The sequence below is a fragment of the Paraflavitalea sp. genome (assembly GCF_059502485.1).
This window is the reverse complement of the sequence record NZ_JCACET010000011.1, coordinates 214,191-239,309: the sequence shown is the minus strand read 5'-3', so window position 1 is coordinate 239,309 and position 25,119 is coordinate 214,191. Positions and strand designations below refer to the sequence as shown.

General features: G+C 47.3%; 20 protein-coding genes. 7 read left to right on the top strand and 13 right to left on the bottom strand.

Going from position 1 to position 25,119, the window contains the following annotated elements:
- Positions 1-3: 3 nt before the first annotated feature.
- The 5 genes from AC5JBY_RS28775 to AC5JBY_RS28755 form a co-directional block, all read right to left on the bottom strand.
- Positions 4-1,434 (bottom strand): SusD/RagB family nutrient-binding outer membrane lipoprotein, encoded by a 1,431-nt coding sequence (locus AC5JBY_RS28775; RefSeq protein WP_495908143.1) that lies wholly within the window; start codon positions 1,432-1,434, stop codon positions 4-6.
- 9 nt (positions 1,435-1,443) lie between these two features.
- Positions 1,444-4,653, bottom strand: coding sequence for a SusC/RagA family TonB-linked outer membrane protein (locus AC5JBY_RS28770; protein ID WP_495908142.1), 3,210 nt, complete (start codon positions 4,651-4,653; stop codon positions 1,444-1,446).
- Between the two features lie 260 nt (positions 4,654-4,913).
- Positions 4,914-7,280, bottom strand: a complete 2,367-nt coding sequence (locus AC5JBY_RS28765) for an ABC transporter permease (RefSeq protein ID WP_495908141.1) — start codon at positions 7,278-7,280, stop codon at positions 4,914-4,916.
- A 165-nt stretch (positions 7,281-7,445) separates the two neighbouring features.
- Positions 7,446-8,681 carry a purple acid phosphatase family protein gene (locus tag AC5JBY_RS28760; RefSeq protein ID WP_495908140.1) on the bottom strand — a complete coding sequence of 412 codons (1,236 nt, stop codon included), beginning with the start codon at positions 8,679-8,681 and terminating at the stop codon, positions 7,446-7,448.
- Between the two features lie 214 nt (positions 8,682-8,895).
- Complete coding sequence (locus tag AC5JBY_RS28755; RefSeq protein ID WP_495908139.1) at positions 8,896-9,270, bottom strand: response regulator; 375 nt, start codon at positions 9,268-9,270, stop codon at positions 8,896-8,898.
- Between the two features lie 113 nt (positions 9,271-9,383).
- On the opposite strand from AC5JBY_RS28755, the gene AC5JBY_RS28750 reads away from it, so the two are divergent.
- Positions 9,384-10,652 (top strand): sensor histidine kinase, encoded by a 1,269-nt coding sequence (locus tag AC5JBY_RS28750; RefSeq protein ID WP_495908138.1) that lies wholly within the window; start codon positions 9,384-9,386, stop codon positions 10,650-10,652.
- On the opposite strand, the gene AC5JBY_RS28745 is transcribed toward AC5JBY_RS28750, so the two are convergent.
- Positions 10,653-11,948: a glycoside hydrolase family 16 protein gene (locus tag AC5JBY_RS28745; protein ID WP_495908137.1), complete on the bottom strand. Its 1,296-nt coding sequence runs from the start codon at positions 11,946-11,948 to the stop codon at positions 10,653-10,655. It lies immediately after the preceding gene.
- 198 nt (positions 11,949-12,146) lie between these two features.
- Here AC5JBY_RS28745 and AC5JBY_RS28740 point away from each other — a divergent pair, with 198 nt between their 5' ends.
- Both AC5JBY_RS28740 and AC5JBY_RS28735 read left to right on the top strand, forming a co-directional pair.
- Positions 12,147-12,941: a helix-turn-helix domain-containing protein gene (locus AC5JBY_RS28740; RefSeq protein ID WP_495908136.1), complete on the top strand. Its 795-nt coding sequence runs from the start codon at positions 12,147-12,149 to the stop codon at positions 12,939-12,941.
- A 61-nt stretch (positions 12,942-13,002) separates the two neighbouring features.
- Positions 13,003-13,518: a dihydrofolate reductase family protein gene (locus tag AC5JBY_RS28735; protein ID WP_495908135.1), complete on the top strand. Its 516-nt coding sequence runs from the start codon at positions 13,003-13,005 to the stop codon at positions 13,516-13,518.
- An 84-nt stretch (positions 13,519-13,602) separates the two neighbouring features.
- Here the strand turns inward: AC5JBY_RS28735 and AC5JBY_RS28730 are convergent, their stop codons facing one another.
- On the bottom strand, positions 13,603-15,030 hold the full coding sequence (locus AC5JBY_RS28730; RefSeq protein ID WP_495908134.1) for a hypothetical protein: 1,428 nt from the start codon (positions 15,028-15,030) through the stop codon (positions 13,603-13,605).
- A gap of 229 nt (positions 15,031-15,259) precedes the next feature.
- Here AC5JBY_RS28730 and AC5JBY_RS28725 point away from each other — a divergent pair, with 229 nt between their 5' ends.
- The 3 genes from AC5JBY_RS28725 (at position 15,260) to AC5JBY_RS28715 (ending at position 18,996) form a co-directional block, all read left to right on the top strand.
- Positions 15,260-16,675 (top strand): MDR family MFS transporter, encoded by a 1,416-nt coding sequence (locus tag AC5JBY_RS28725; protein ID WP_495908133.1) that lies wholly within the window; start codon positions 15,260-15,262, stop codon positions 16,673-16,675.
- 51 nt (positions 16,676-16,726) lie between these two features.
- Complete coding sequence (locus AC5JBY_RS28720; RefSeq protein ID WP_495908132.1) at positions 16,727-17,674, top strand: helix-turn-helix domain-containing protein; 948 nt, start codon at positions 16,727-16,729, stop codon at positions 17,672-17,674.
- A gap of 83 nt (positions 17,675-17,757) precedes the next feature.
- A complete protein-coding gene (locus AC5JBY_RS28715; protein ID WP_495908131.1) occupies positions 17,758-18,996 on the top strand; it encodes an MFS transporter in 1,239 nt (412 codons plus the stop codon).
- 74 nt (positions 18,997-19,070) lie between these two features.
- Here the strand turns inward: AC5JBY_RS28715 and AC5JBY_RS28710 are convergent, their stop codons facing one another.
- The 4 genes from AC5JBY_RS28710 to AC5JBY_RS28695 form a co-directional block, all read right to left on the bottom strand.
- A complete protein-coding gene (locus tag AC5JBY_RS28710) occupies positions 19,071-19,703 on the bottom strand; it encodes a hypothetical protein (RefSeq protein WP_495908130.1) in 633 nt (210 codons plus the stop codon).
- Positions 19,704-19,729: 26 nt separating this feature from the next.
- Positions 19,730-20,395 carry a hypothetical protein gene (locus tag AC5JBY_RS28705; protein ID WP_495908129.1) on the bottom strand — a complete coding sequence of 222 codons (666 nt, stop codon included), beginning with the start codon at positions 20,393-20,395 and terminating at the stop codon, positions 19,730-19,732.
- Between the two features lie 105 nt (positions 20,396-20,500).
- A complete protein-coding gene (locus tag AC5JBY_RS28700) occupies positions 20,501-21,034 on the bottom strand; it encodes a hypothetical protein (RefSeq protein ID WP_495908128.1) in 534 nt (177 codons plus the stop codon).
- Positions 21,035-21,148: 114 nt separating this feature from the next.
- Positions 21,149-22,792 (bottom strand): serine hydrolase domain-containing protein, encoded by a 1,644-nt coding sequence (locus AC5JBY_RS28695; RefSeq protein ID WP_495908127.1) that lies wholly within the window; start codon positions 22,790-22,792, stop codon positions 21,149-21,151.
- A 672-nt stretch (positions 22,793-23,464) separates the two neighbouring features.
- On the opposite strand from AC5JBY_RS28695, the gene rbp reads away from it, so the two are divergent.
- On the top strand, positions 23,465-23,833 hold the full coding sequence (rbp, locus tag AC5JBY_RS28690; RefSeq protein ID WP_495908126.1) for an RNA-binding regulator: 369 nt from the start codon (positions 23,465-23,467) through the stop codon (positions 23,831-23,833).
- Positions 23,834-23,947: 114 nt separating this feature from the next.
- On the opposite strand, the gene AC5JBY_RS28685 is transcribed toward rbp, so the two are convergent.
- Both AC5JBY_RS28685 and AC5JBY_RS28680 read right to left on the bottom strand, forming a co-directional pair.
- Positions 23,948-24,295: a YciI family protein gene (locus AC5JBY_RS28685; RefSeq protein WP_495908125.1), complete on the bottom strand. Its 348-nt coding sequence runs from the start codon at positions 24,293-24,295 to the stop codon at positions 23,948-23,950.
- A 35-nt stretch (positions 24,296-24,330) separates the two neighbouring features.
- Positions 24,331-25,083 (bottom strand): alpha/beta fold hydrolase, encoded by a 753-nt coding sequence (locus tag AC5JBY_RS28680; protein ID WP_495908124.1) that lies wholly within the window; start codon positions 25,081-25,083, stop codon positions 24,331-24,333.
- Positions 25,084-25,119: the final 36 nt, after the last annotated feature.

Sequence of the window (25,119 nt, the reverse complement as noted above, 5' to 3'; positions counted from 1 at the left end):
TAACTAAAATTTGTCCCACCACAATTTGGTCTCGAATTTATCACCACCAATGTCACTGGCTGCTTTGGTATAGTTGGCGCCATTGAGCTGCTGCTCATTGCCGGGATAGGCCAACCTGTTGGGGAATCCCGTTCTGGCTTGTAATGGTAGTGGCATTTGCGGATAATCGAGCCTTCTCAGCTCTACCCATCCGTCATAAGGGCGGTTGTACAGGGCAATCCATTTCTGGAAGCCGATCTTTTGTCTCCAGGTACCCGTAGCGGTAGAGTAGGCAACATCCGCTCTGGCAAGGTACGTATCTGCCTCGGCATTGGTGCCGCCCCACGCGATGATGGAAGCCCTGATGGCATTGTTATAATGCCCTTCGGCAGTACCTGTCACCGTGTAGCCACGTTCGATGGCTTCTGCACGTAAGAATTCTGTCTCTACGTAATCGGCCATGATATGTGGAAAATCGGGTGCATAAAATTTAGCACCGGGTTTGGATACGGTAGCAAAGCTCACTACCTGACCTACTACGGCACCTACGTACTGACCTACGTTGTTGACACCAAAATACTGTGGCTTGCGCGGGTCGGACATATTATTCAATACATCCATCAGGTCTTTAGCTGCAATGAAATCTGAACGGCCGGATGTTACCAGCTGATCATACAACGGGTTGTTGTTGGGTGGGCTGGCGAGGTATTTGAACACGGTGTTGTCAGCAGCAGCACTGATAGCATTGGGGCTGGCAGCCTCGATCGCAGCTTTAGCAGTTGCATTGTCCACGTCGGCGACCACAATTGCCAACCGCATGTAGAGGGTATTGGCAAATTTGATCCATTGGCCAACGTTGCCTGAGTAAAAGAAATCTTCAGTGGCTATGAAGCCGGTACTGGCCGTATTCAGTTTGGCGATATCAGCAGCGAGCCTCTTCAATATATCGGCATATACTGTTTTGGCGTCATCGTATATAGGAAACAGCTTGGTGTTGTCCAGGGCATCGGTGTAGGGCACGTTGCCAAAAGTGTTCACCAGCACTCCCCAGGCGTATACTTCTATGATGTCGAGCATGGCCAGTTGGTTGGCTTTTACACCATCGGTAAGTGTCGCATCGGCAGTCACCAAACGTTTGGCATCTCTCAGGTCATTGATCACGTCGCGGTACATGCGTGTCCACCAGGCCGTATTGATCGCCCGGGTAAGGAAATCGTATTGCGCTTCTTCCTGGTTGGTGGCCTGGCCCCAATGTTTTACCACATGCCTGAATACGTTTGCATTCACACTGGCAGTAGCCATGCCATCGGAAAGGGTTTTTACAGCATTGTTGAACAAGGTGCCGGCAGGCACTGCGGATGGCCTTTTGGTTTCTGTATTAAACTGCTCGATATTCTTTGTACAGGAAGCCATCAGCAACAAGGCGGGCACCACTATCTTATATAATGTTTTCATAATTGTAGTTTAGAATTTTACCTTAAGGTTTAAACCAATGGTGCGGGAAGTAGGATAAGCGCCGCTCTGATTGCCTTGTATGTTACCGGCAGACAGTGTTTCTTCCGGATCGGCATAAGGCACATTTTTGTGAATAAGCCAGAGGTTACGACCAATCAGTGATACATCTATTCCTTTGATGTATTTCTTAACACCACTCAGCACTTTGGCAGGGATGGTATAAGTGATGTTGGCTTCGCGCAGTTTTACATAGCTGGCATCATATATAAACTCCGATTGTGGCAGCAACACGGTATTGTTGGCGTAGGCTATGCGGGTAGCATTTGGATGACCATCTGCGGTAACACCATCGAGGATCACGCCGCCACCTTGCGCCAGTGTATTCCTTTTGGGATTGCCCAGGTCATTGTTGCCGGTTGTTTCACGCAGCACACCAGCCTGCGTACCGTAGTACATATCCAGTGAGAACAGGTCACCGCCTTTGCGTACATCCACCAGGAAACTCAGGTTGAAGTTCTTATACCTGAAGCTGTTCAATACACCACCGATCCAGTCAGGATTTACATTGCCGATGATGTTATTGGTCGTGGTAGACAGCACATAGCCACCGGTTGCATTTACGAGCCTTTGGCCATTCACGTATTGGAAGGTATTGCTTTGCAATTCTCCATATGGCCGTCCAAGCGTAGCATTCAGCGTTACACCACCCTGGAAGGAAGCGATCTGCAAGTTTTTACTGTTGTCATACAGTTCTACCACCTTGTTCCTGTTGCGGGTGAAGTTGACATTGACATTCCAGGAGAAGTTCTTGTTGCTAACTGGTGAACCGAACATAGACAGCTCGATACCTTTGTTCTCCACATCGCCAGCATTGATGAATTTGCCTGTGTATCCCGTGCTGGCAGATACCGCTACCGCAAAGATCTGGTCGATCGTGTTGGTTTGATAGTAGGTTACATCAAAGCCGATACGGTTGCGCAGGAAGGCCATTTCCAAACCGATCTCACGGCTGTTGGTCCTTTCCGACTTAAGGGCACTATTATTCTTGGTGCTTGGCAGTGAGAAAAGAATATAGCTGCCCATGGGGTTGGGTTGATCATATACGTCGCTGATCGATCCCCAGGGAGCGTCGTTACCCACTGTAGCGTAGTTGGCCCTTAACTTACCAGAGCTGAGCCAGCTGATATTCTCCAGGTGTTTGGAAAATACCCAGCTACCTGAAACCGCATAGTACAAGTAAGAGTTGACGCTACCGGGCAGGGTTGATGAACGGTCGTTGCGGATGGTGGCATCCAGCGTCAGGAAATCGCGATAGGTGAGGGTGGCGCCACCGAAATAGCCATCCACTGCTTTGGGTTGATAAGCTTCATTGGTGGCAGTGATCGTACCGCGTGAGTTACCAAGATAGTACAGTTTGGGAATGATCAGTCCGCCGGAAGTAGATCCGGAAATACTGCTCAATGAATTTCTCCGGAGGTTGATGCCTGCGAGGCCGCTGAACTTAAAGTCATCGTTGATGTCTTTGGTTACGGTAGCCAGCAGGTCGTAGTTGGTTTCATTGAAGGCCCTGTTGGTCCTTGAATAAGAAGAAACACCGATGCTTCCTGCAGCTGTTCTTTCTTCCTGCAATTCATTATAATTATCCACCGCAACGCGGCCCATGATGTTGAGCCAGTCGGTAACCTGGTAGTTCAGGGATACGTTACCAAATGTGCGGGTACGGGTATCTGTCTGATAGTTTTCATAGATGGTCCAGTACGTGTTGTTGTAGAAGGCCGGAACCAGGCCGCTGGCCACCCGGGGGTCTTTCCAGTTCCAGGTCACGTTTTGTCTGGTACGGAAGTAGGCATCGCGTTGGTCCATCATGTCAACAACAGAGGTGCCATACTGGCGGAGGGTAACGTTGATGTTGCGGCCACCGTCATAACCGGTTCCGTAGCGGCCCTTGCCATCTACTTTGGAATAGTTGACCATGGCGCTGGCAGTCAGTTTATCGGTTAATTTATAGCTGGCGGCGAAATTGATGATATTCTTCTGGATCTTGCTATTGGGTACGATGCCTTTTTCTTCGTTGCGGGTGTATCCCAGTTTGAAGAATCCTTTATCGTTGGTGCCATCCATGAAGATGCTGTTGTTGGTAGACAGGGAATTTTCGAAAAGCGTCACCGGTCCGTTTTTAGCTGCTACCCAGGGCTTCGTTTTTTTATAGTAAGGAGAAGTGGGATCAAATGCATCCCAGTGGTATACCATCTGATTGGGATCATATTTGGGTCCCCAGGAACGAACCGCTTCTGTAGGAGAGATAAGGTCTTTTACACCGTCACCATCTACGTCGGCCAGGTAAAAACCATTCTGATCAAGCGGGGTGGAACGGCCACCACCATATTCTTCCTGAAGCTTCACATAAGTGGTTTTATCAACTGTACCTACTATCACACCTGAATTGAGGGTAACGTTAAAACCGGACTTTGCTTTTTTAGTGGTGATCATGATCACACCATTGGCAGCACGGGACCCGTAGAGGGCTGTTGCTGCTGCACCTTTCAATACGTTGATGGATTGTATATCGTCGGGGTTGATATCGCCTGCAGCATTACCATAATCGTAACCGCCGCCGCCAGATCTTTGCCCGTTGCTGTTATTGGTTGAGTTGTCGATGGGTACTCCATCGATCACAAACAAGGCCTGGTTATTACCTGACAAGGATTTGGAACCACGGATCACTACGTTCACCGATCCGCCAACGCCGTTGCCCTGGGTGATCTGCAGACCGGAAATTTTACCGGAAAGACCACTGGCCACGTTGGCAATTCTTGTTTTGTTTACATCATCGCCGCTGATCTGCTGCGCAGCATAGGGTAGTGTATTCTTTTCACGGCGGATACCATACGCAGTTACTACTACACTCTCCAATTGTTCATTGGATTTCTTCAGTGTAATATCCGCACGCTGAAGACCACTAAGACTGATTTCCTGCGTTACAAAACCTACGGCTGATACTACCAGTGTTCCACTACCGGGAGAAGTGATGATGAATTCGCCATTGTCTTTGGAAACAACGCCGCCGGTTTTTCCTTTAACATTAATAGAGGCGTTAGGCACCGGAGCGCCGGTTTCATCGACGACTTTTCCGGGGAGGCTTGTTGACTGCGCCATTGAAATGAGGCTGACGCAACATAAAATACCAAGCAGTGAAAGGATGGTGATTCTCCTTCTCATTGAGCAAGTTTTTGGTTACAAAAAATAGTTAGTCGCTCCAACCGGGTTGGAGTGTTAGGTAAGTGTTACGCACACTAAAGCGGAAATTCCATAGTAAGGTGGTTACGGCCTGGCAATCTGCAAGTGATTATGAGATGGATGTCAAAGGATGAATAACTGTGGTAAACTTAGACACATCAGCCCAATATTACTAAATCATTATTGATTGGAAAATAACAGATATTAACCCGGCGATAAAACAGGCGTGTATATGAAATATTTTAATCTGCCTTTAATCGCCTGGCTGGGTTAGCGTTAGCAGCTTTTATTGATTGAGAACTTACAGTCGCTAATGTAATAATTAGCGCTATCGCACCAGCTATTATAAATATCCATCCACTGATGCTTATCCGGTATTCGTAATTGTTTAGCCAACTTTTCATGAGCCAGTAAGCAAGCGGTGATGCCAGCAGACAGGCGATCAACACCAGCCATATAAACTGCTTCGATAGCAGTAACCATAAATTAGCAACAGAAGCGCCTAATACTTTGCGGATACTGATTTCCCTGGCTCTTTGCTCGGCCGTAAACATGGCCAACCCCAATACGCCAAGACAGGAAATGAAGATGGCCAGTACCGCAAATATGCTTGCCAATTTTGCTACCTGGTTTTCAGTCTCGAATTTCAGGGCAAAGGATTCATCGGCAAAGCGATATTCAAATGGCAGGGAAGGATTGTATTTTTCTGTAATAGCCTGAATGGCGCTCAAAGACTTTTGCAAGTCGGCATTATCCTTCAGCCTGATCAATACAGCATTTACACTCTCTGCATTGAACAGGATTACGCCGGGGCCAACTGATTTGAAAGGATTGCGCATCAGCACATTTTTTGTAACACCCACGATCATCAATGGCTTGTCGCCCAGCTGAATGGTTTTTCCTATCGGGTCTTTATACCCAATTAGCCTTGCGGCTGCTTCATTCAGGATAACGGCATTGGAGTCGGTCTTATACTGCATAGAAAAAGGACGACCGGCAACAAACTCCAACCCTGCCGCTTTTTCATAATCCCATTCAGTCATCACCACATCGATGCTCATATTAGTAGCAGGATCTTTACCTTCCCATTTGAAGTGGGTAAAATCATTACTCACATAATTCATGGCGCTGGATGCTTTGGCCACTGCTTCAATATTTCCGGTGCTCAATAGTTCATGTTTCAGGGCCTGATAGTTCTTTTTAAGATCAGCGCTGCCGTCTAACGTGATCAGGTTATCCGGACGATAGCCCATTGACCTGCTTTTTGCATGGCTGATCTGTTGCAATACGATGATCGTGCTGATCACAAGTGCTATCGAAACGGTGAATTGCCCCACTACCAGTATTTTCCGGAGATTAATGGCCTTGCCACGCTGTTGTATAACACCCTTCAACACTTTTACAGGCAATAGCGACGACAAGTACAAAGCGGGGTAACAGCCTGCGATGAGGCCGGTAAACAAGCAAACGCCCAACATGCCCGCCCAAAGATTGAGATTGCTGAAGTCAAGACGGATGTCGCCAAAACCAAGATCAGACAGCCAAGGAAGAGATACCTGGATTATTAACAGGGAGAGTACAAAAGCCAGGAGGGCAGTAAGTACCGATTCAATAAGGAACTGTATGATCAAATGAATGCGTGCCGAACCTACTGCTTTTCGTACACCTACTTCTTTCGCTCTTTTTTCTGAACGGGCTGTGCTGAGGTTCATAAAATTGATGCAGGCAATCAACAACACAAATATGCCAATGATGCCAAACAGATGAACATATTGTATGCGCCCGCCGTTATTCACCCAGTCTTTAAAATCGTCGTACAAACGCCATCGTGTGATTGGATGGAGTGACAGTGATTGCTGTTTTACATACGCATCTTTGCCGACGGGTATTGTGCTGATCTTTTTGGAGAGCGCTTCCATGGAAGCACCTTCTTTTGTCTCTACTGCAATGCTGACGATACTGTTGTTCCAGCGTGTCAACGAACCTCTTACTCCTTCATTGTTTTGTACCAGGAATGCAAAGGGTGTCAGGAAGTCGAATGTTATAGAAGAGTTCTTAGGAACATCCTGTACTATGGCCGTCACCTGCACATCATACCGGTTATCGAGCTTTATTCTTTTGCCGATCACATCGCTTGATCCAAACAGGGCTGTTGCGAGCGACTCTGTAAGTATGATGGCGTCCGGTTGTTGAAGCGCTGTTGCACCATCACCTTTGATAACATGGAAACTGAACATACGCTGAAAGTCGGGGTCTGCATGCAAACCGGATTTGTTCAGCATCTTATCACCTACTATGAGGCTGTAATCGCGCCAGTCGAGCCGCGTAATATGTTTTATTTCAGGATAATTGTTTTTCAGTTCATCATATATGGGCAGCATGAGGTTGTTCCCGGTAAGCTTCTGATTGTTCATCATGGAATGCTTCATCACCAGTGCAATGCGCTCCTTATTTTTATGGAAACCGTCGTAGTTTTTTTCGTGCTGTATCCATAGACCGATCAGGATGGCAAATGCCATCCCCAGGGCGAGCCCGCCAATATTAATGACGGCTAAAGTTTTATTCCTGGTAAGGTTGCGCCAGGCAACTATGAAGTAATTTTTTAGCATGTGCAGGAGGTTTATTGACAGCCAACTGATCAATACCAACTCCGATGCCAGCTAATAAAATGCTGTAATACAGCAGGTTGCTCTTTAGGCAAATCAGTAGCTTGTCCGTTTTCGATACATCAGTTGTTTGCTTTTGTATCAACACGGACAAGCTACATAATAATATTATCTTTTGGCGACTACTTCGTAACGGCCAGCTTCGGTGCCATCGTCTTTCAGCATCAGCAGGGAGAGCTTTTCCTGGTTGGCCTGCACCCGCATGATGGTACGGTTGCCATCTTTGGGGCCACCGCCAATGATGACGGGGTAATTGTGCTGGCCGACAACGGGTGGATGAATACCATATTTATGGGTATGGCCCGATATGACAATGTCTACTTTGTATTTATCGAACAGGGGAGAGAACAACTGTTTGCAATGCGCAGCGCCATGCCAGTCGCCAGAGTATTGTGGTGGTATGTGCATCATTACGACACGGTACTTTGCTTTCTTGAAAGCCTTGCTTTGCATTTGTTGTTCCAACCAGGCAGCTTGTTTCACGCGGTAAGAATCAAAGTCGACAATGCCTGCATACACAGGCGTTGAATCTTCTTTGTCTTCACCGGTATCCAGTGCGATGGCAAACACGGGTCCCCACTGGAAGGTAAAGTACTGGCCACCGGGGCTGGAGAAATAGTCCTTGAGCTGGCGGGCATATTTACCACGTGTTTCGTGGTTGCCACGCACAAAGATCATCGGTTTATTGGATGCAAAAGATTCGGTACAAGGCGTCAGCAGGTGATCGATGATCTGCTGCTCGTCGGTCTGATAGTCGAACATATCTCCATTCAGGAACACATAATCGTACGGATCTTTGTTCAGCTTTATCAGGTGGCCAAAAGACTCGGGCCTGTCGTGGATATCATTAAAGATGAGCCAGGATACTTCTTTGGCGCCAGGATCGATGGTAGAAAACGTATATGTGTCGCTCTGGATCGTTTCGCCATACGTAAGCTTATAAGGCAGGAACTCTTTGATGTCTTTTGACACCACCCGGTAATTATAGGTTTTGCCGGGTTGCAGTCCTTCGATCACTACTTCATGCACGCGGTTGTAGGCATTCACCAAACCTTCCGTTACGGCATGGGCTTTTTTATCATATGCCCCCTGCTCGCCATATTCCACCCAACTGTAGCTGGGACGGGCAGTGATCCACCGGATGCTGATGCTGCCGGTGCCGGCGGCCTGCAGGTAGGGTCGGGCCAGGAAAATATGATCGGCTGCAACAGGCGCTGTTGCGGCTTGTTGTTCTTCGGCCAAGGCTGCAAAAGGGGAGAGGCTGGCGGCCCCTAATGCGGTGGCGCGCGTTATGGAACCCAGGAAATGTCTTCTGTTCAGTGAAGTGGTGTTTTGCTCACTCATACGGTATAATAAATTGGCTTTAAAAGTAGTCAATCCGGCATACCTAAAAAGCGGGCAAACGTTTGCGCTAACAATAAGTTCATATTGCAGCTTTCTGCGGGTAAGTGTAGAGAAGCATGGGCAGGCATCAAAGTAGTGCTTACCGGGTTGTACCCATAGTTAAAAGGAAAATAAATGCACATGGATCAAAGGGCGTTACTAAATACAGAAGGGCTCAACTGGCCAACTGGTACATCTGGCGACAGAGCCGGATCATTTCTTCAAACTGGTGAGGCTTCTGAAAGTATTCCCTGGCCCCGTTCTTTTTACAGACTTCTTTATATAAATAAGCATTGGAAGTGCTCCAGATCACAGCAGGAATATGCTGGAAGCGTTCGTGCAGGCAGAGTTGGGAGAGCACCTGCGCGCCGTTCATATCGGGCATGTTGTAATCCAGCACGATCAGGCAGGGGAGGCTATTATCAGGGCAGCTGTGCAGGTAGTTCAATACATCTTTTCCAAAAGATACCGCCTCTACACCGACAAGTGGTGCTGCCTGGCGAAAAGCTTCTTTCAGTAGTTCCTGATCGTCCAGGTCGTCATCAGCCAATAAGATAAATTTCGGAGGGGTGTCCATATAGAAATGGCCCTCAAGTTAAATTAAAAACCTTTTCCGTAACCAATTTACCTAACTTCCGTTATCAATTTCTTTTCTCAACTAATATGGAACCTAAACAACCAACCTTGTCGCACATCGATGCCCGCAAAAAGGCAGAAGAAGCATTGAAACAGGTACGTGAAGAATCGGAGAGCAGCAAACGGTTGTTCGAGACCATCACCGCCAACACGCCCGACCTCATCTATGTATGGGACCTCAATTACCGTTTCACCTATGCCAATCAGGCATTGCTCAATATGTGGGGTAAAAACTGGGAGCAGGCGATCGGCTGCACCTTATTGGAAAATGGTTATGAACCCTGGCATGCTACCATGCACGAGCGGGAGATCGACCACGTAATAGCTACCAAGGAATCCGTTCGCGGCGTCGTTTCTTTTCCGCATGCCACGCAGGGTAAGCGTATCTATGATTATATCCTGGTGCCTGTATTGAATGACAAAGGAGACGTGGAAGCCGTAGCCGGCACTACCCGTGATATTACAGAGATCAAAAATGCCGAAGATGCTTTAAAACAAAGTGGTGAAATACTGGAGGCACAGGTAGCTGAAAGAACAGAAGCATTACGCCGTTCGAACGAAGACCTGCAACGGTTTGCCCACGTGGCATCGCATGACCTGAAAGAACCCGTACGGAAAGTGAGGACCTTCACCAGCCGCCTGAAGCAGGAGTTTGCTGCCGACCTACCGGAAAAAGCCCAGGACTATATTGGTAAGATCGAGAAAGCTGCCGAGCGCATGTATTCCATGATCGAAGGCGTACTGTTGTATTCTTCCCTGAATGCGATGGAGCAATCTTTTGAACCGGTTGCACTAAATGATACATTGACCAATATCGAGACCGACCTCGAAGTGGTAATACAGCAAAAACAGGCAACGATCCAGTATGGCAACCTGCCGGTATTGACCGGTTCATCCATTCTGCTTTACCAGCTGTTCTACAACCTGATCAACAATTCGCTGAAATTTGCCAGCACCAACAGGCCGCTGCAGATACATATTGATGCAGAAGTGACCGGGCAGGATGAATTACAAAAGGCAGGGCTGAATATTGATAAGCCTTGCACCAGGATAAAAGTACAAGACAACGGTATCGGCTTCGACCAACAGGATGCTGACAAGATCTTTCAATCTTTTTCGCGCCTGCATCCCAAAGACAGGTATGAAGGTACCGGGCTGGGGCTGGCTTTGTGCAAAAACATCGTAGAGCGTCATGGTGGCGCCATCACTGCTACCGGTGTTGCGAATGAAGGCGCCGTTTTCACCTTGCTACTTCCGCTGCCCGATGCTGATTCTTCGCTTGTGCAAAGTGACTGATCAATGTTTACCGGCACTTCCTGTACTGACAAGCGCTCCTTCATGTATAACGTTGCGCGAGCCACCCAATCCCTGCGGTACGAAACTGGTATCAGTGGTTAACAATAACCTGTCGCAACGTGCATAGTATTGCGAGTGATCGAAAAGCTCGATCTTATTGGAGCCGGCGGGCAGGTAAAACTGACCGCCATTTTCCCACGCATAGCCATTTGTTCCATGGTCGCCAAATAAACTACTGGCAGGCACTCCATTTATCAATACTTTAAAGTTGCGTGTACCCGATGCAGTAATAAAGTCGCGCGCCCTCACCCACAACGTATAAGTAGCCGCCGAGTCCACTATAATGTGCGTTACAGCTTTCAGTGCTGCACTGTCTCTCCCTGGTACTTTGGCCGTAAATCCTTTGATCACCTTTGTACTGCTTTCCCATTCACGCGTCCAGTTGCTCAGCTGTTTGAAATCTTCCGCTTCCATCCATAAGTCGCGCCCGGCTGAATGCGTTGTTCCTCTCAAAGAATCGAGGTATTGAATGAACGGTACTTTGCGTGTCTTGTAATTGACGGGAGAGATTTCGTAACACCGTAAGTAGTCGAAGAACACACTGCCTGCAGAATCTGCGGCATCAGGCTTCTTAGCAATGGTTGTTAGCCATAAATAGAAGTCGTGCGGTATCTGCTCGCGCATATCAACCGTTTTTAGCAACGTGCCATTGAAGTAGTAATTAAGGTAGTCGGGCGTGTATTCAAAACCAAAGGTATTGTAAGTAGTGGTGAGGTCAGGTGTCGTGGTGTGGAAATCGCGGTTGATATTACCTTGTACGGGCGCCCACTCGATAGCGCCATAGGTAAAGTAATGAGCGTTGTGTTCCGAATAATGCTCAAAGCAATCAATTTCGAGGCGGCCGGGCAACTGTTGATAGCCCGGGGCAGGGTTTGTAAGACTGTTGAGGAAGGTGGTCCAGAAGGCTTCGTGCCAGCCATACTTTCCTGATAGCTTTACACTCACTTCGTAATATCCGAAGCGGCGTGGTACTTTCGTGATGACGCCACCACCCGTGTACAATTTATTCTGATAATTTTCTTTCTTCAGGTCGATACGTACTTTACCATTATCCAGCACCACATTCGCCGGTCGCTGGTAGCTGTTGCCACTGCCATCGATCCGGTAGCGCCAGTTGACAGTATCTAATGTTGTTGTGTTGAATTCATCAGCCCAGGCAAGTGTATAATTGGTGGGCGCCTGCGGATAGCCATACAGGCTGATCAGCGATAAAGCGAAGAGCAAGCAATGTTTCATCGTTCAATGGTTGTTGCCATAAAACTAACCTATCCGATTGCGGACTTTATTGGATCTGATGGGTATATTTCGTTGGGAATGTTCCCTGTTAGCGGGAACATTCCCATATTTAGTCTGGCCGCTTCGAGCGGCCTGACTATTGCTGCGAGACCTGTGTATTCACTGAAATATGTACCTTTAATATCGTTACCAAATGGCATGAGTCTAACCTTATACAATATTATTCCAGCGTTGCAGCCTTATGTTAAGGCCATTTGCTCAATGGAAATGGATGCATCGGCACCGCCTGCCCGCTTCAGGGTGCTGCCCGATACCTGCGTGGAATTATTTATCAGTTATACTACCCAACAGCTCGCAACTGTCAAAGGTAAAAACCTATTCGACAGCACAGGCAGCCTGGTAAACTGCCGGTTGAATACCTTCATGGATGTGCAGATGTTTCCCGGTACAGGTTGCATTGCATTGTGCTTTCAGCCGGGCGCTGCTCATTATTTCTTCTCACTGCCCATGAGCGAGTTGGCCAATATGACCACCGGGCTGGATGACCTGTGGGGTAGGGAAGCGAAGGAGTTACAGGAACAGATCAGTGACTGCACCGACAACAAAGCGCGCGTACATATCCTGCAACAATATTTACTGCGCCGGTTGGAGAAAGGTTATGAAGCATCTCAGGAATTTGAATATTGCTTGTGGCAGATCAACCTGCTGAAAGGCAACCTCAAGATCAACACGCTTTCTCAAAAGACCAATATCAGTCAGCGGCAACTGAGCAGACAATTCAACGACCGCCTGGGCGTATCACCCAAAGAGTTTGCCCGCATCAGCCGATTTATCGATGCCTTATCTATCATCAAGAAGCAACCACCAGAAAGCCTTACCGAAGTAGCCTATGCAAGCGGCTACTATGATCAGGCACACTTTATCCACGACTGCCGCGAGTTTGCCGGCATTTCACCCAAAGAGTTGCTCACTGCCGGTTACATCGTGTGCTGATGTCCATTTTTTACAATTCCGTTTCTCCACACCTTTACACCTTTGCCTAAAATTATTTGTTATGCGAAAGATCATTCTTGGATTAGCTGTCAGCCTCGACAGTTTTATTGAAGGACCTAATGGAGAATATGATTGGTGCTTTACCGATCAGGATTATGGTATGTCTGATTTCTTTAAGCGGGTAGATACAGTGTTTATGGGCCGCAAAAGCTATGAGCTGACGCAGAACGTAAAAGAAAGCAACAGCTGGATGCCGCCCATGAAGACCTATGTATTTTCAAACACCCTTACAGCAGCGGGAGAAGACGTTACCCTCGTATCGGGCGATATCGAAAAGCAGATCGCAGCCGTCAAAAAAGAGGATGGTAAGGACATCTGGCTTTTCGGCGGCGCTGTGCTCACCAGTGCTTTGATGAACCTGAAGCTGGTAGATGAACTGTGGCTGGCAGTGCACCCCATCATATTAGGCAGCGGCAAGCCTTTGTTCAAAGATATCGAGAACCGCATCCTGTTAAATCTTGTCGATACAAGGACTTATTCCACAGGATTGATATCGCTTACCTATACATTGAAATAATACAGAAAGGTAGCCATGAAAAAAAGACAGCGCTTATTCCGTCGTTCGGAACACGCGCTGTCGTAATATATTCAGTCAGGGGAATTAATTTGAAATAGTCACTGGCATATGGAATTTGCCCGTCACAAGTGTCCGTTCTACCTTGCCATTGAAAGTACGTACCAAAGTAAATGCATAACTTCCTTTGACAATCTCCTGGATCCTGTTATAAGTAGCGATACTTACCCAGCCATCTCCATATTGATGTAATCCATTGGTTTCAGGATCAGGTGCAGAGGCCGCCCAGTTTTCGGTGTCGTAACTGGCAGAGGCGCCTACATGAAGGTTGGCAGGTTGGTTCATTTCATAATTGCCTATCCCGGCAAACACATCATTGACCTCCATGGAAGCCTGCGCTCTGGTGCCGGGATAATCATGGTTGCTAAGGCTGATGCTGATGTGTTTCCGTCCTCTCTCTTCCAAAGCACTTGCACGTACGTTCACAATGGTCTTCCCTTTGATTGTGATTGTATTTTCATTGATGAGCTTTACATTGGAAACCAGGTAATATTTAGACACGTCGTTTTTGATCACATCGATATCGCAGCTTATTGAAAAGGATTTACTGGTTTTATCTGCACCACCCGGTACTACATACGGCGCATGGTACACAAAAAAGTTATCCTTGTGGTTAGAAAGAATGGTGCCATACGGTTTACCGGCACCCATGGGTACGCCATTCACGTATATCAAGGTAATATAGCTGCGTTGCTCATGCGACACAGGCTTTTCGTCTACGAGCGGCACAAAAAGATCGTCTTCGATATCATCTATTCCCAGACAGGTAACGCGATACTCGATCTCATCATCGCAAACAACCGTGGTGCTGCTAACGGTATCACCATCTTTCCAGTTGATCCACAGTTTGTATTTCAGGAAGCTGATGATGTCGAGTTTGCCGTTGGATATTTTCAGGGGCAGGTCCATGGTGGCAGTGCCAGCTGCTTCATTGATCACCGGTTTGCCGGGTTGCTTGATATACACACCGGAGCTGCTGCCATTCTCTGTTTTATGAATAGCTACACCTGCCAGCGCTTTGGGATCGCCGCCGGGAATATAAGGCCTGTTCTCTTCATCCCGCGGAAAGGTATATATCATTTTCACTGGTTTGCTGGCTTGCACATCTCCGGTTGTTTCAAACCGATAGGCAACGCTGTCGATGCCATTGGGTGCTGTATTTTTCAATTGCTGCACTTTGAATGTAACAACCTTGTCGAGGGCACCGGCAGGGAATACAAATTTCACATTGCCCAATACGATCTCGCCACCTTGTGTACCGATCTGCTGCTGCACCAGCGTGCCGGGAATAGGTATACCCGCTTTGCGCTGTACGCCTTCCGGTAATTCTTGTCCGGGAGGATTGGGATTAGGATTACCGCCCGGTCCCTCCGGATTTTCTTCTGCTTTGTCTTTGGTACAGGAAATGATCAGGCAGGGTAGGGCAATACAACACGCCAGTAATAAACGCTTCATACATGAGTTTGATAAGGTAATAAATCAATATTTCAGGGCGCAAGTTAACCAGCAGGCCCTGCCGCCCTGGTGGTAACATTGTTGTATTGAAGAAAACAGTGTATGAAGTGTTTGAAGTAGTTTTGTTGTCCAATCTCCTCAGAAGCGATGAATAGGTAGTTGTGGACGGCACTAACAGCCGGGAATGGATTTTTAGTGGATGATTGGCATTGATTAAAAGCGTGGTATATTGAAGAACAAAACACAAGTGATCCTCACCTTAATGATCGGCACTTCGATGGCGGCTATCGACAGCAGCATTGTAAACGTATCGCTGCCGGTAATACAACGCCAGTTCCAGGTAGAAGTAGATGAAGTGTCACTGGTGATCACCGCCTACATGATCACCTTCCTGCTGTTTATACCACTCACCAACTGGCTCAAGAACAGGATCGGTTATTATCACCTGTACATGGGCAGCATCATAGTGTTTACCATAGGCTCGTTGTTATGTAGTTTGTCCACCAACCTCGACCTGCTGGTACTGTCAAGGATCATACAGGCCATTGGCGGTGGTGCGCTGGCGCCCACATCACTGGCCATCCTATCGGAGAGTTTTCCAAAGAACGAACGGGGAAGCGCCATTGGCTGGTGGGGTATTGGTAACGTGATGGGGCCTGCCCTGGGACCAACATTGGGTGGTGTGCTCACCGAGTACCTTGGTTGGCAATCTATCTTCTATGTCAACATCCCGGTAGGCATTATTGCGATTCTGATGAACATCCGCTACCTGTCGTACCTGAAACAACGTCCGCGCAGCAACCCACGTTTCGATTTCAGGGGATACTTTCTGTTTGTGGCCTTTGTAGTACTCCTGCAATTTACGCTCACCAACACGGGCTCCCGGCATGGCTTTGCTTCCTGGCAATTCATCACCGGCATATTGCTAACCTTCTTTTGTGGCTGGCTGTTTATCCGTTCTTCCCGGCGTCCGGACCCTTTGCTGGACCTCTCCGTATTCTCTAATGCGGGATTCAACAGGGCCTTTATCATTGTGGCCATCCGTTCACTGGCGCTCTTTGGTGGTATGTTCTTCCTGCCATTCCTTTTGCAAGGTTATCTCGGATATACAGAACTGCAAAGTGCCCTCCTATTATTGCCCAATGCACTGATCATGCTGGTAACGCGGCCTATCGCCGGTAAGCTGGCCGATAATGGCATGATCCGCAACATCTCTATATTGGGCATCTGTTTGCTGTCGGCGTCTTTTGTACTGTTTGCCTTCATCGATACAGGCACCGCCATTCTGTTTATCATATCAGCCATGATCGTGCGGGGCCTGGGCATCAGCTTCCTGATATCACCGGTCTCTACAGCCATGCTCAACGCGGTAAGCCAGGCACAAACATCCACGACCACCTCTCTCAATAGCCTCATCATACAACTGGGCGGCTCTGTAGGCATTGCCATCAGCAGTTCCATGCACAGTTATATTTACGACCATTACATCGATAAAGCCTACAGCGTATTGTTGTCCGAGCATTATGCCCTGCAGGATGGTTTTCTCTTTACAGCCGTGCTCATACTGGCAACGCTTATTCCCGCAGCCCGGCTGCCACAAAGGGTAGCCCGTTCATTACCAGCCAATAAAGAAGCGATGGGGTAATCTGTGACAGCCGGAATGAACAAAACACCCTACCTTTGAATTATATAAGAGATGGAAAAGAAAATACCTACAGAAAGCCTGCAGCAGTTTTACGAACGCTTTGGCCTCAGCGTGCCGGCCGACCTCTTGCACAACGCTTCCGGCAAAGGACATTTCTTTGTGAGACAGGCTACAGCGCCCACCCGCAAGACGCCGTTCAACCGGCGGGATTATTTCAAGATATGTATTGGCAGCAATATTGGCCCGGGCGGCGGCAGCCTCGTATACAATGACCAGGAGATCGAGCTCAATCAGCCCTGCCTTATCTTTACCAATCCCTCGGTGCCAGCCTCTATCGAGATCAATTCGAGTCCTATCAACAGGTACCATTGCCTGTTCAACAGCCAGTTCATAGAAGGTTTTATCCCCGCAGATGTTCAATACGCCTGCTCGCTGTTCAACCCTTCGCTGTTTCCGGTAATTACACTCACCAATGAGGAAAGAGACCGTTTGTGTGGGTATTTTGCAGAGATGAAAGCACTGCAGGAATCCGATTATCCTTTCAAATGGGACATGATCCGCAACATACTCCAGCTCCTGATCCATGAAGGCATCCGCCTGCAACAAAAACAGTTTATACAGCCGGTCATTGCGCGCGACCGCCTTGTCAACGTTTTCCAAACCCTGCTCAACCAGCAGTTCCCGGTCGACTCTCCGGAGAGCTCGCTGAAGCTATTAACGCCTGCACATTTTGCCGACCAATTGCATGTGCATGTGAACCACCTCAACAGTGTGGTGAAAAAGCATACCGGCAAATCAACCCGCACCATTATACAGGAGCGTGTACTGGCTGAAGCCAAAACACTCCTGCGCAATACCAATTGGAACATAGCAGAGATTGCCTATGCCCTTGGTTTTGAATACCCTTCCCACTTCAATAAATATTTTAAACAATCTACGGGCATGCCGCCGATGGAGTTCCGGACAGGTCAGAAAATGGCGCCGGCCTACCATCTTTGATTTTTATAAGCATCCCTTTGAATAGTATAATAACCGGGAACCAGCGCTGAGCTACTTTTACATCTTCAAAAAGTACATCAGCCATGAGACGCATCAAAGAATCAAGAGTAGGTTTCAATACCATTGTCGCATTGGGGCTCATTCCATTGTCGGGATTTGCAATGGATATTTTCATCCCCTCGCTGCCCGATATGGCAGTAAAGCTGCACACCACGCCGGCAGCTATTCAGCTCACGCTATCCCTCTTTATTATCACCTATGGCATTGCCCAGCTGATCGTAGGCGGCCTTATCGATAGCTTCGGCCGCTACTGGCCCAATCTCATTTCCATGCTGGTATTCAGCGCCGCCAGCTTTACCATTGCCTACACTACCAACCTGCAATTGATATACGGCATGCGCATCCTGCAGGGCATCACAGTAGCCGTCATTGTGGTGAGCAAGCGGGCATTTTTCGTCGACGTATATGCCGGCGACCAGTTGAAGAAATACACCAGCATGTTCTCTGTCATCTGGGCCATCGCACCCATTGTGGCGCCCTTCCTGGGCGGATACTTTCAAACCACCTGGGGCTGGTCGTCCAACTTTGTATTCCTCGGCTACTTTGGTCTCTTCTTCTTTGTGATAGAAGTGTTCACAGGTGGCGAATCCATGAAAGCAGCACAACCATTCAGCCCACGCCAGATCTTAAAGACCTATGGCCATATGATCAAAACGCCCGACTTCACAGCCGGCATGGTGATCTTGGGCCTTAGCTATGCCATGCTGTTGGTATATGGTATGTGCAGTCCCTTTCTCATCGAAGAGCGCCTGGGTTTCTCCGCAGCTGTAACAGGATATTGTTCGCTGTTCTCCGGTGTGGCAGTTTTTGTAGGCGGATCTATTTCCCGCATGCTGATCAAAAAGCCATTCCTGAAAAAGTTGTTGATGGCCAGCACCTTTCAACTGATAACAGTAGCCATATTGATCCCGGTTGCCCTGTATTTCCAGCACATCGTTACCCTGATGGTGTTTGTATTCCTGCTGCACAGCCTCGCGGGCTTCATCTTCAACAACCTGATGTCGTATTGCCTTACCCGCTTTCCACAGTTTGCCGGTAAGGCAAGCGGACTGACAGGTGGGGGCTTTAGCGTAGTAACAGCTGTATTCAGTTCTATATTGGCCAACACGATCACCATCACTACACAAGCCATGCTGGGCGTAGCCTATGGTGTGTTGACGCTCGGTGTTATGATACTGCTGTTGAAAACAAAATGGCAGGGTAGTGGCGTTAAAAAAGAAGACGAAACCATTACACAGCAGAAAGCGGCTGTAGCAGCCTAACCTTTGCTGGTAAAGCATTTTAAATAATCAATGCCGCCCCGGTTGAGGCGGCATTGCTCTTACTATAAGAAACCTTATAATTTTTGTTTCGGTAGTTTGTCTACATTGGGAAAGTCGGTATCAGGAACAGGCCTTTGTATGATTTCAGTGGCAATACCCTTTGAAATAAACTGGTCAGCCTCTATAGAAAACTTCAGGTAAACAGCTTTCGTATTGCCATAAAGAATATTATAGTAACCGCCCAGGGTGTTTTTATACCAATCAGGATCGATGGCCAATGAAGGATCATAACTAAAACTCAATGTCATCTTCCGCGTTTTCAATGTCAGCCGGTTACAGATCCTTCCTAAAACGGTGTCTGCATTAGCTTGCGTATTTACAGATAAAACAGGGTCGAGGTCAGCCGACAATTTGCTATAATCCAGCAAAAGCAAGGTATCCATATTGCGGAGCTTATAGAATATCTCATTCAATGAACGGTTAAAATAATGGTATTCCACGGAGCCGCCGTCGGGCCATTGAACAAAGCTGCCATTCTTACAAACAAGCCGGGAGGTTTTAACACCCGCCGAAGGGATACGATTCAAGTCGAAGGAAGAGTCTTTCTTAATAACTTCAAGTGAAAAAGTGAGCTCGCCTTCAAAATATTTGGGCGTAGTAGTGCAGCCAGCCAGTGCAGTGATCAGGAATATAGTTATTATTTTCATAGCAGTCTAAGTATTCAACTTTACTATCAGTACCAGGTAAGTCGCATATAAAACAAAACAAATCCCAGTATTACACAAACCAAACTCAAGGCCATCATGATACGTCCATGCTTCCGGTCTTGTTCGGTAAACATTTTTATGACACTCCCGTTCTTTAAGGTCTTTTTAGCTTGAACAATGGCCAATCCGGCAAAAAATCCTGTGAGGCTCCAATAGAAGATGAGAAGTAGCCCCACCAGGCACCCAATATAACCGAGTACGATCCATGGCTCCTGGATCTTCACAGGCCCTTCCACTTCAACAGCACTCACGGAAACAGGTATTGGCTCATCCGATTTCTCTGATAGAAGCGTAGTAGCCACCTGAACATCATAAGCATTCCAGGTAGCGGGCTCCCTTACTATTTCCTGCAACTCTGCAGTTGTGTAAGACTGTAAGTAATGCTCAAATCCCGGCTGTGCCATATCCTTTTTGGCCAGCTCAGCCATCAATGCATTCACGTCATTAAAACGGTCGCCAGGGATCTTTAAAGCAAACATCGGATCGATGTTACCGCCAATGTATATCGGGTCCAGCTGGTTTACCTCATGCTCAAGCGTATAGGGAACTTCGAGATGCTGCAAAAGATCGATCAGGTACTGCGCATTTTCCGGCGTATGAAATTTGGAATAAGTAGCAAATGTTGCTGACATGGGGAGGGGCAAATGATTTAGGGCATAAATATAAATAATCAGGGCTGATTCGCCATTAGTATGGCAAATCAGCCCTAAAGCAATGAGAAAATATCTATATATGGCCTAATGCTTATACTTCGGATGTTCCTGCAAAACAGAAGGCGTTCTGTCCTTCGTTTGATTGAGCTTCACTGCATACGCCACCACGATATTGATCACACCACCAACACCAAAATTGACGAGCGTAGCCGTCATGGCAATCAACATGAGTGTACTGGTGTTATCGACATTGATGGCTTTCGGTGCACGGCTTATATAACTGTCATCACTGTTGCCACTCATAAACCCGGGTATAAAAATGAAGCACAATAAAAAAGAAGCAAGAATAGAACTAATAATACCAATCAAAACAACCATATGGCCCGCAATGATCATGGACCAGGTACTTTTGTATTCAGGCCGGCGACGTGTTAATTTCATCGTATAGCTTAACACCACGAACATAAATAGAATACAACCTATAAATATGGTGGCAGTATAATAATAATTAGCCACAGCCAGATAAATGAGGACCGGGATCGAATAAGCCAGTCCGGCAATAATGCCCCACAGAGAATATTCCCGCAGGTGACGGCGATCGAAAAGTAGATTTGCCATAACACATGTTTATAGCATAAGCCGCACAATTCTCCTGCCAACCAATGGTCTGATTTACAGTTCTGTTTGCGTGTAGATAGATGGGGAAGGGCTTACTCAACCAGGCCAGTAGTATCACTTCACCCTGTCGAACCGCAAATGCAACACCCTGCCTGAGTTCACTTCAAAAGCTATGATCTTTCCTTTGCTGTCACGTATAAACCTGATGTGATTCATCCACCAATGCGCAGAGGTAAACTGATCGGGAGCGATGTATTGCAAAGCAACAGTGGGATATTTTCGATGCTCCAGCGACAACTTGCCTTCTTTAAAAGTTACCGTATAAAAGCCTTCCGTTTCAGCGCTATAATACCTGCTGGCAAATTCAGCCGTCACTACCTGGTCGGTTTTAGGTTGCCGCTTGAAGTGTAGGAGAGAAGTAGGCATTTCTACTTGCAACTCTGGCAAAGAGTCTCGCTTTACATAAGCCTCATTCAATATTAAAACACCACCGGTAGAAACCTTATAACGGTTAGCGCCTGCCGGCGATAGTTTCAATTCAAAAGTGGTATTATTGAAATTACGCCTCATCAGTTTTCCATCACGCCACAGCATTTCCAGACGGTCGCCACGCTCCGTATAATACTTTCCGGGCAGCTTCTTCAGCAACACACTATCAGTCACATAAGTTTCTTCCACTTTAGGTTCTTCTTTAGCCGTGGAGATGAACACATCAGCTACACGGTTAGTTAAGCCGGTCACATCCGATGAACCGAGGTTACTGAATATAATAATACCGAGCCCTTTCTCCGGGAAACGGCTGACAAAGGTCCGGAATCCCGCATCCCCACCGCCATGAGCGATCTGCTGCCAGCCCTTGTATTTACCCGTACTCAAAGCAAAAGCATAGTTCAGCTTGCGGCCATCATTCAACACACCTACTTCGTACATTCTTTCGATAAGCGCCTTGCCACCTACAGTGCCGGTTTCATAATTATTGAGCCACTTGGCTTCGTCCAGCACAGTCGTAAGCAGGCTGGTAGCCCCCACTATAGAATAACTCAGTACCGCATGCTGGAACTTGCCCCCGGCAGCGTTGCCATATGAATAAGCACGACCAGGAACAAGTTCCTGATAGTTGTCATGGAAATGCGTATCCTTCATTCCCAGGGGCTCAAAGATATTCTTAGCCGCATATGCCCGCAGGGAAAGACCACTCACTTTCTTCACGATCTCTGCCATCAGTGTATAACCAGTATTGCAATACAGCCATTCTTCGCCGGGTTTAAAGTTGAGTGCCTGCTGCTTCGATACCAGCTTAATGACATGGTCCTGCATGATAACGTCATCCAACTGTTGGCCGGCATTGGCCAGCAACTGCCATTGATCCCGCAGCCCGCTGGTGTGATAAATGAGGTGACGGATGGTGATCTTGTGACCGAAGTCGGGCACATAATCAAGGTGTTTGCGGACATCATCATCCAGCGATAATTTGCCTTCCTTTTCCAGCAACAGCATACAAAAAGCTACATACTGCTTCGATTCGGAAGCGATGTGAAAAATAGTATTGGGCGTAATGGGTACTGAATATTCCAGGTTGGCCAGGCCATAACCTTTCTGGAACACCACCTGTCCATCTTTTACCACGGCTACGGCACAACCGGGCGTCACAGCTGTATAAGACTTAAAAACACTATCGATCTTCCGGGAGGTAGAGTCGGGGAGCGACTGGGCATGAAGCGCCACAGGCCACAACAGGCAAAGCAGTAGTCTTTTCATGCCCAGAAGATAAGCAATTAGCCCCAAAAGAAAAACCCTCCGGCTGCTCGCCAGAGGGTAATGAATTTCTACGGTAAAAACTTACAAGTGGTTCGAGAGGTGGCACACTACAGTTGTTGTAAGGGCGCGAGGTTCAGGGTAGTGGTACTTTCAGATAGGGTACGGATTTTTGTTTGGACTTTCGGGACATTGGATTTTTACGGACTTGGACTCTATTGCGTTTTGCTGGTGTAAAATTGCACCCGATTGGACACGAAAACAAGAATGTAAGATCGTTTTGAGCGCAATCCGGTAGTTTACGGTACAGGAAGTAAGGCAATATACTTATCGTCTAAGGGTAAACGCGGAGATGCGGCTATCACAGTCAAGCCAGGACCATCCCGGATAGTGAGACTTATAAAATAACATTTTTCATTATAAGATGTGTGGTATCTACACAACTAACTGTGAAACAAGGGAAAATAAGACCGGATACGGGCTTATTAAAGGCATTTTAATCCCGTTCCCCGGAATAATATACCGCGTTTAGCACTTTATATTCCGATAAATCATACCTTTAATTCGTAAACGAGCTTTGCATCAGTAACGTTAATTATTCTGCTCTTGTACTTGCATCTTAATTATTCTCTTACTCCTTGCTTTCTCACTATTTTAATTTTAAATTATTAAGAAATGAACATCTATGTTTCCAACTTAAGCTTCAACGTACAAGATGAAGACTTAAGGGACTTTTTTGCTCCTTATGGCGAAATAACATCTGCCAAGATCATCAACGACAGAGAAACCGGTAATTCACGCGGATTCGGATTCGTTGAAATGGAAGATGATGCAGCTGCCAAAAAGGCCATAGCAGAACTGAATGGCGCCATGGTAGAAGGTAGGGCTATCAAAGTAATGGAAGCCAGACCCAAAGAAGAAAGACCATCTCGCGGTGGCGGCGGCTTTGGTGGTGGTGGTGGTAACTTCCGCGGTGGCGGTGGTGGTGGCTACAACAAAGGCGGTCGCGGTGGCGGCGGCTACGGTGGTGGCAACAGGTATTAATACAACACATTGAAGCTATACGAAAGCTCTGCTCTTATGCAGAGCTTTTTTTATGCAATAATAAAAAAGCTGCCTGCCCCCTGGCAAGCAGCTACTCAAACAACACCCAAACCCCTATGCAGCGGGAATAGCCATACGAACTTCAACAATAGCGCCATACTGAATAATGGGGCACCCTTTGGCAATCTTCACAGCTTCATCGTAGTCTTTTGCCTTGATAAGGAATAAGCCGCCAATAGAACTTTTCTTTTCAGCAAATGGGCCTTCCTTCACAGTGCCGGTACCGCTGATAGTTCTTCCGTCAATGTCCCATCTTTTTACAGTGCCTACCAAATGATCACTGGATGCAATACCGGCAATCCATTCCTGGTAAGGTTTCATGGCCTCCTTCATTTGTTCGGGAGTGGGAGTTGGGTTTTTGCTGGTAAGATCCCTGTGGATCGCAATTAAAAACTCTTGCATGGTGTTTTGATTTTTATGGAATAAAAGAATTGATATTATAAGCTTTGCGCGGCACTGATAATGAACGCTGCCACTTTACCGGGTTGAGATAGCATGGGGACATGACTTGTCTTCAACTCGATTGCTTTTGCATTGATCATTTTCACTTCTGCCCGGGCCAGATCAGGAATAACCAGGTGGTCATCGAGACCTACAATAAACCAGGAAGGCTTATACTTCCACGCCACCTTTTGCACCTTATCGGTAGTAGCCTTCACAGCCCAGGGACCTTGCGTAGCAAACAAGATATCCCGCTCACCAGGTTTCAGGTCCTGCGCAAAATGATCATGAATACCTTTATAAGAAAGAGATAAGAAACCGGCAGCATCCGGCCTGAACTCTGCAGTACCCGGGCCAGGAGGAAACGCTCCAGTGACATCGACAGCTGACTGTCCTTCATTAGGAACCAGCGCGGCCACATATAGCAACCCAACCACTTTAGGATCATTGCCGGCTGCAGTAACTACCATGCCACCGTAAGAATGGCCAACCAGCAACACGGGCCCATCCATCGATGCAATAGCCCGTTTGGTAGCCGCCACATCATCCTCTACAGAAGTAAGTGGATTTTGAACGGCACTTACATTATACCCTTTAGCCTTTAGAATAGGCAACACCTTGGCCCAGCTGGAGCCATCGGCGAAAGCGCCATGAACAAACACGATATTCTTTACCCCCTTGGGAATCGTTTGAGCATTGGCACTTGATGACAGTACCAATAAGGCAGCCATCATTATAATACCTGACATTGATTGTTTGAGCGAAAACATAAACGAGATTTAATT

Excerpts from the sequence above, each read along its gene's own strand:
- AC5JBY_RS28775 (WP_495908143.1), bottom strand. The coding sequence starts at position 1,434 with ATGAAAACATTATATAAGATAGTGGTGCCCGCCTTGTTGCTGATGGCT.
- AC5JBY_RS28770 (WP_495908142.1), bottom strand. The coding sequence starts at position 4,653 with ATGAGAAGGAGAATCACCATCCTTTCACTGCTTGGTATTTTATGTTGC.
- AC5JBY_RS28765 (WP_495908141.1), bottom strand. The coding sequence starts at position 7,280 with ATGCTAAAAAATTACTTCATAGTTGCCTGGCGCAACCTTACCAGGAAT.
- AC5JBY_RS28760 (WP_495908140.1), bottom strand. The coding sequence starts at position 8,681 with ATGAGTGAGCAAAACACCACTTCACTGAACAGAAGACATTTCCTGGGT.
- AC5JBY_RS28750 (WP_495908138.1), top strand. The coding sequence starts at position 9,384 with ATGGAACCTAAACAACCAACCTTGTCGCACATCGATGCCCGCAAAAAG.
- AC5JBY_RS28745 (WP_495908137.1), bottom strand. The coding sequence starts at position 11,948 with ATGAAACATTGCTTGCTCTTCGCTTTATCGCTGATCAGCCTGTATGGC.
- AC5JBY_RS28740 (WP_495908136.1), top strand. The coding sequence starts at position 12,147 with ATGAGTCTAACCTTATACAATATTATTCCAGCGTTGCAGCCTTATGTT.
- AC5JBY_RS28735 (WP_495908135.1), top strand. The coding sequence starts at position 13,003 with ATGCGAAAGATCATTCTTGGATTAGCTGTCAGCCTCGACAGTTTTATT.
- AC5JBY_RS28730 (WP_495908134.1), bottom strand. The coding sequence starts at position 15,030 with ATGAAGCGTTTATTACTGGCGTGTTGTATTGCCCTACCCTGCCTGATC.
- AC5JBY_RS28720 (WP_495908132.1), top strand. The coding sequence starts at position 16,727 with ATGGAAAAGAAAATACCTACAGAAAGCCTGCAGCAGTTTTACGAACGC.
- AC5JBY_RS28715 (WP_495908131.1), top strand. The coding sequence starts at position 17,758 with ATGAGACGCATCAAAGAATCAAGAGTAGGTTTCAATACCATTGTCGCA.
- AC5JBY_RS28710 (WP_495908130.1), bottom strand. The coding sequence starts at position 19,703 with ATGAAAATAATAACTATATTCCTGATCACTGCACTGGCTGGCTGCACT.
- AC5JBY_RS28705 (WP_495908129.1), bottom strand. The coding sequence starts at position 20,395 with ATGTCAGCAACATTTGCTACTTATTCCAAATTTCATACGCCGGAAAAT.
- AC5JBY_RS28700 (WP_495908128.1), bottom strand. The coding sequence starts at position 21,034 with ATGGCAAATCTACTTTTCGATCGCCGTCACCTGCGGGAATATTCTCTG.
- AC5JBY_RS28695 (WP_495908127.1), bottom strand. The coding sequence starts at position 22,792 with ATGAAAAGACTACTGCTTTGCCTGTTGTGGCCTGTGGCGCTTCATGCC.
- rbp (WP_495908126.1), top strand. The coding sequence starts at position 23,465 with ATGAACATCTATGTTTCCAACTTAAGCTTCAACGTACAAGATGAAGAC.
- AC5JBY_RS28685 (WP_495908125.1), bottom strand. The coding sequence starts at position 24,295 with ATGCAAGAGTTTTTAATTGCGATCCACAGGGATCTTACCAGCAAAAAC.
- AC5JBY_RS28680 (WP_495908124.1), bottom strand. The coding sequence starts at position 25,083 with ATGTCAGGTATTATAATGATGGCTGCCTTATTGGTACTGTCATCAAGT.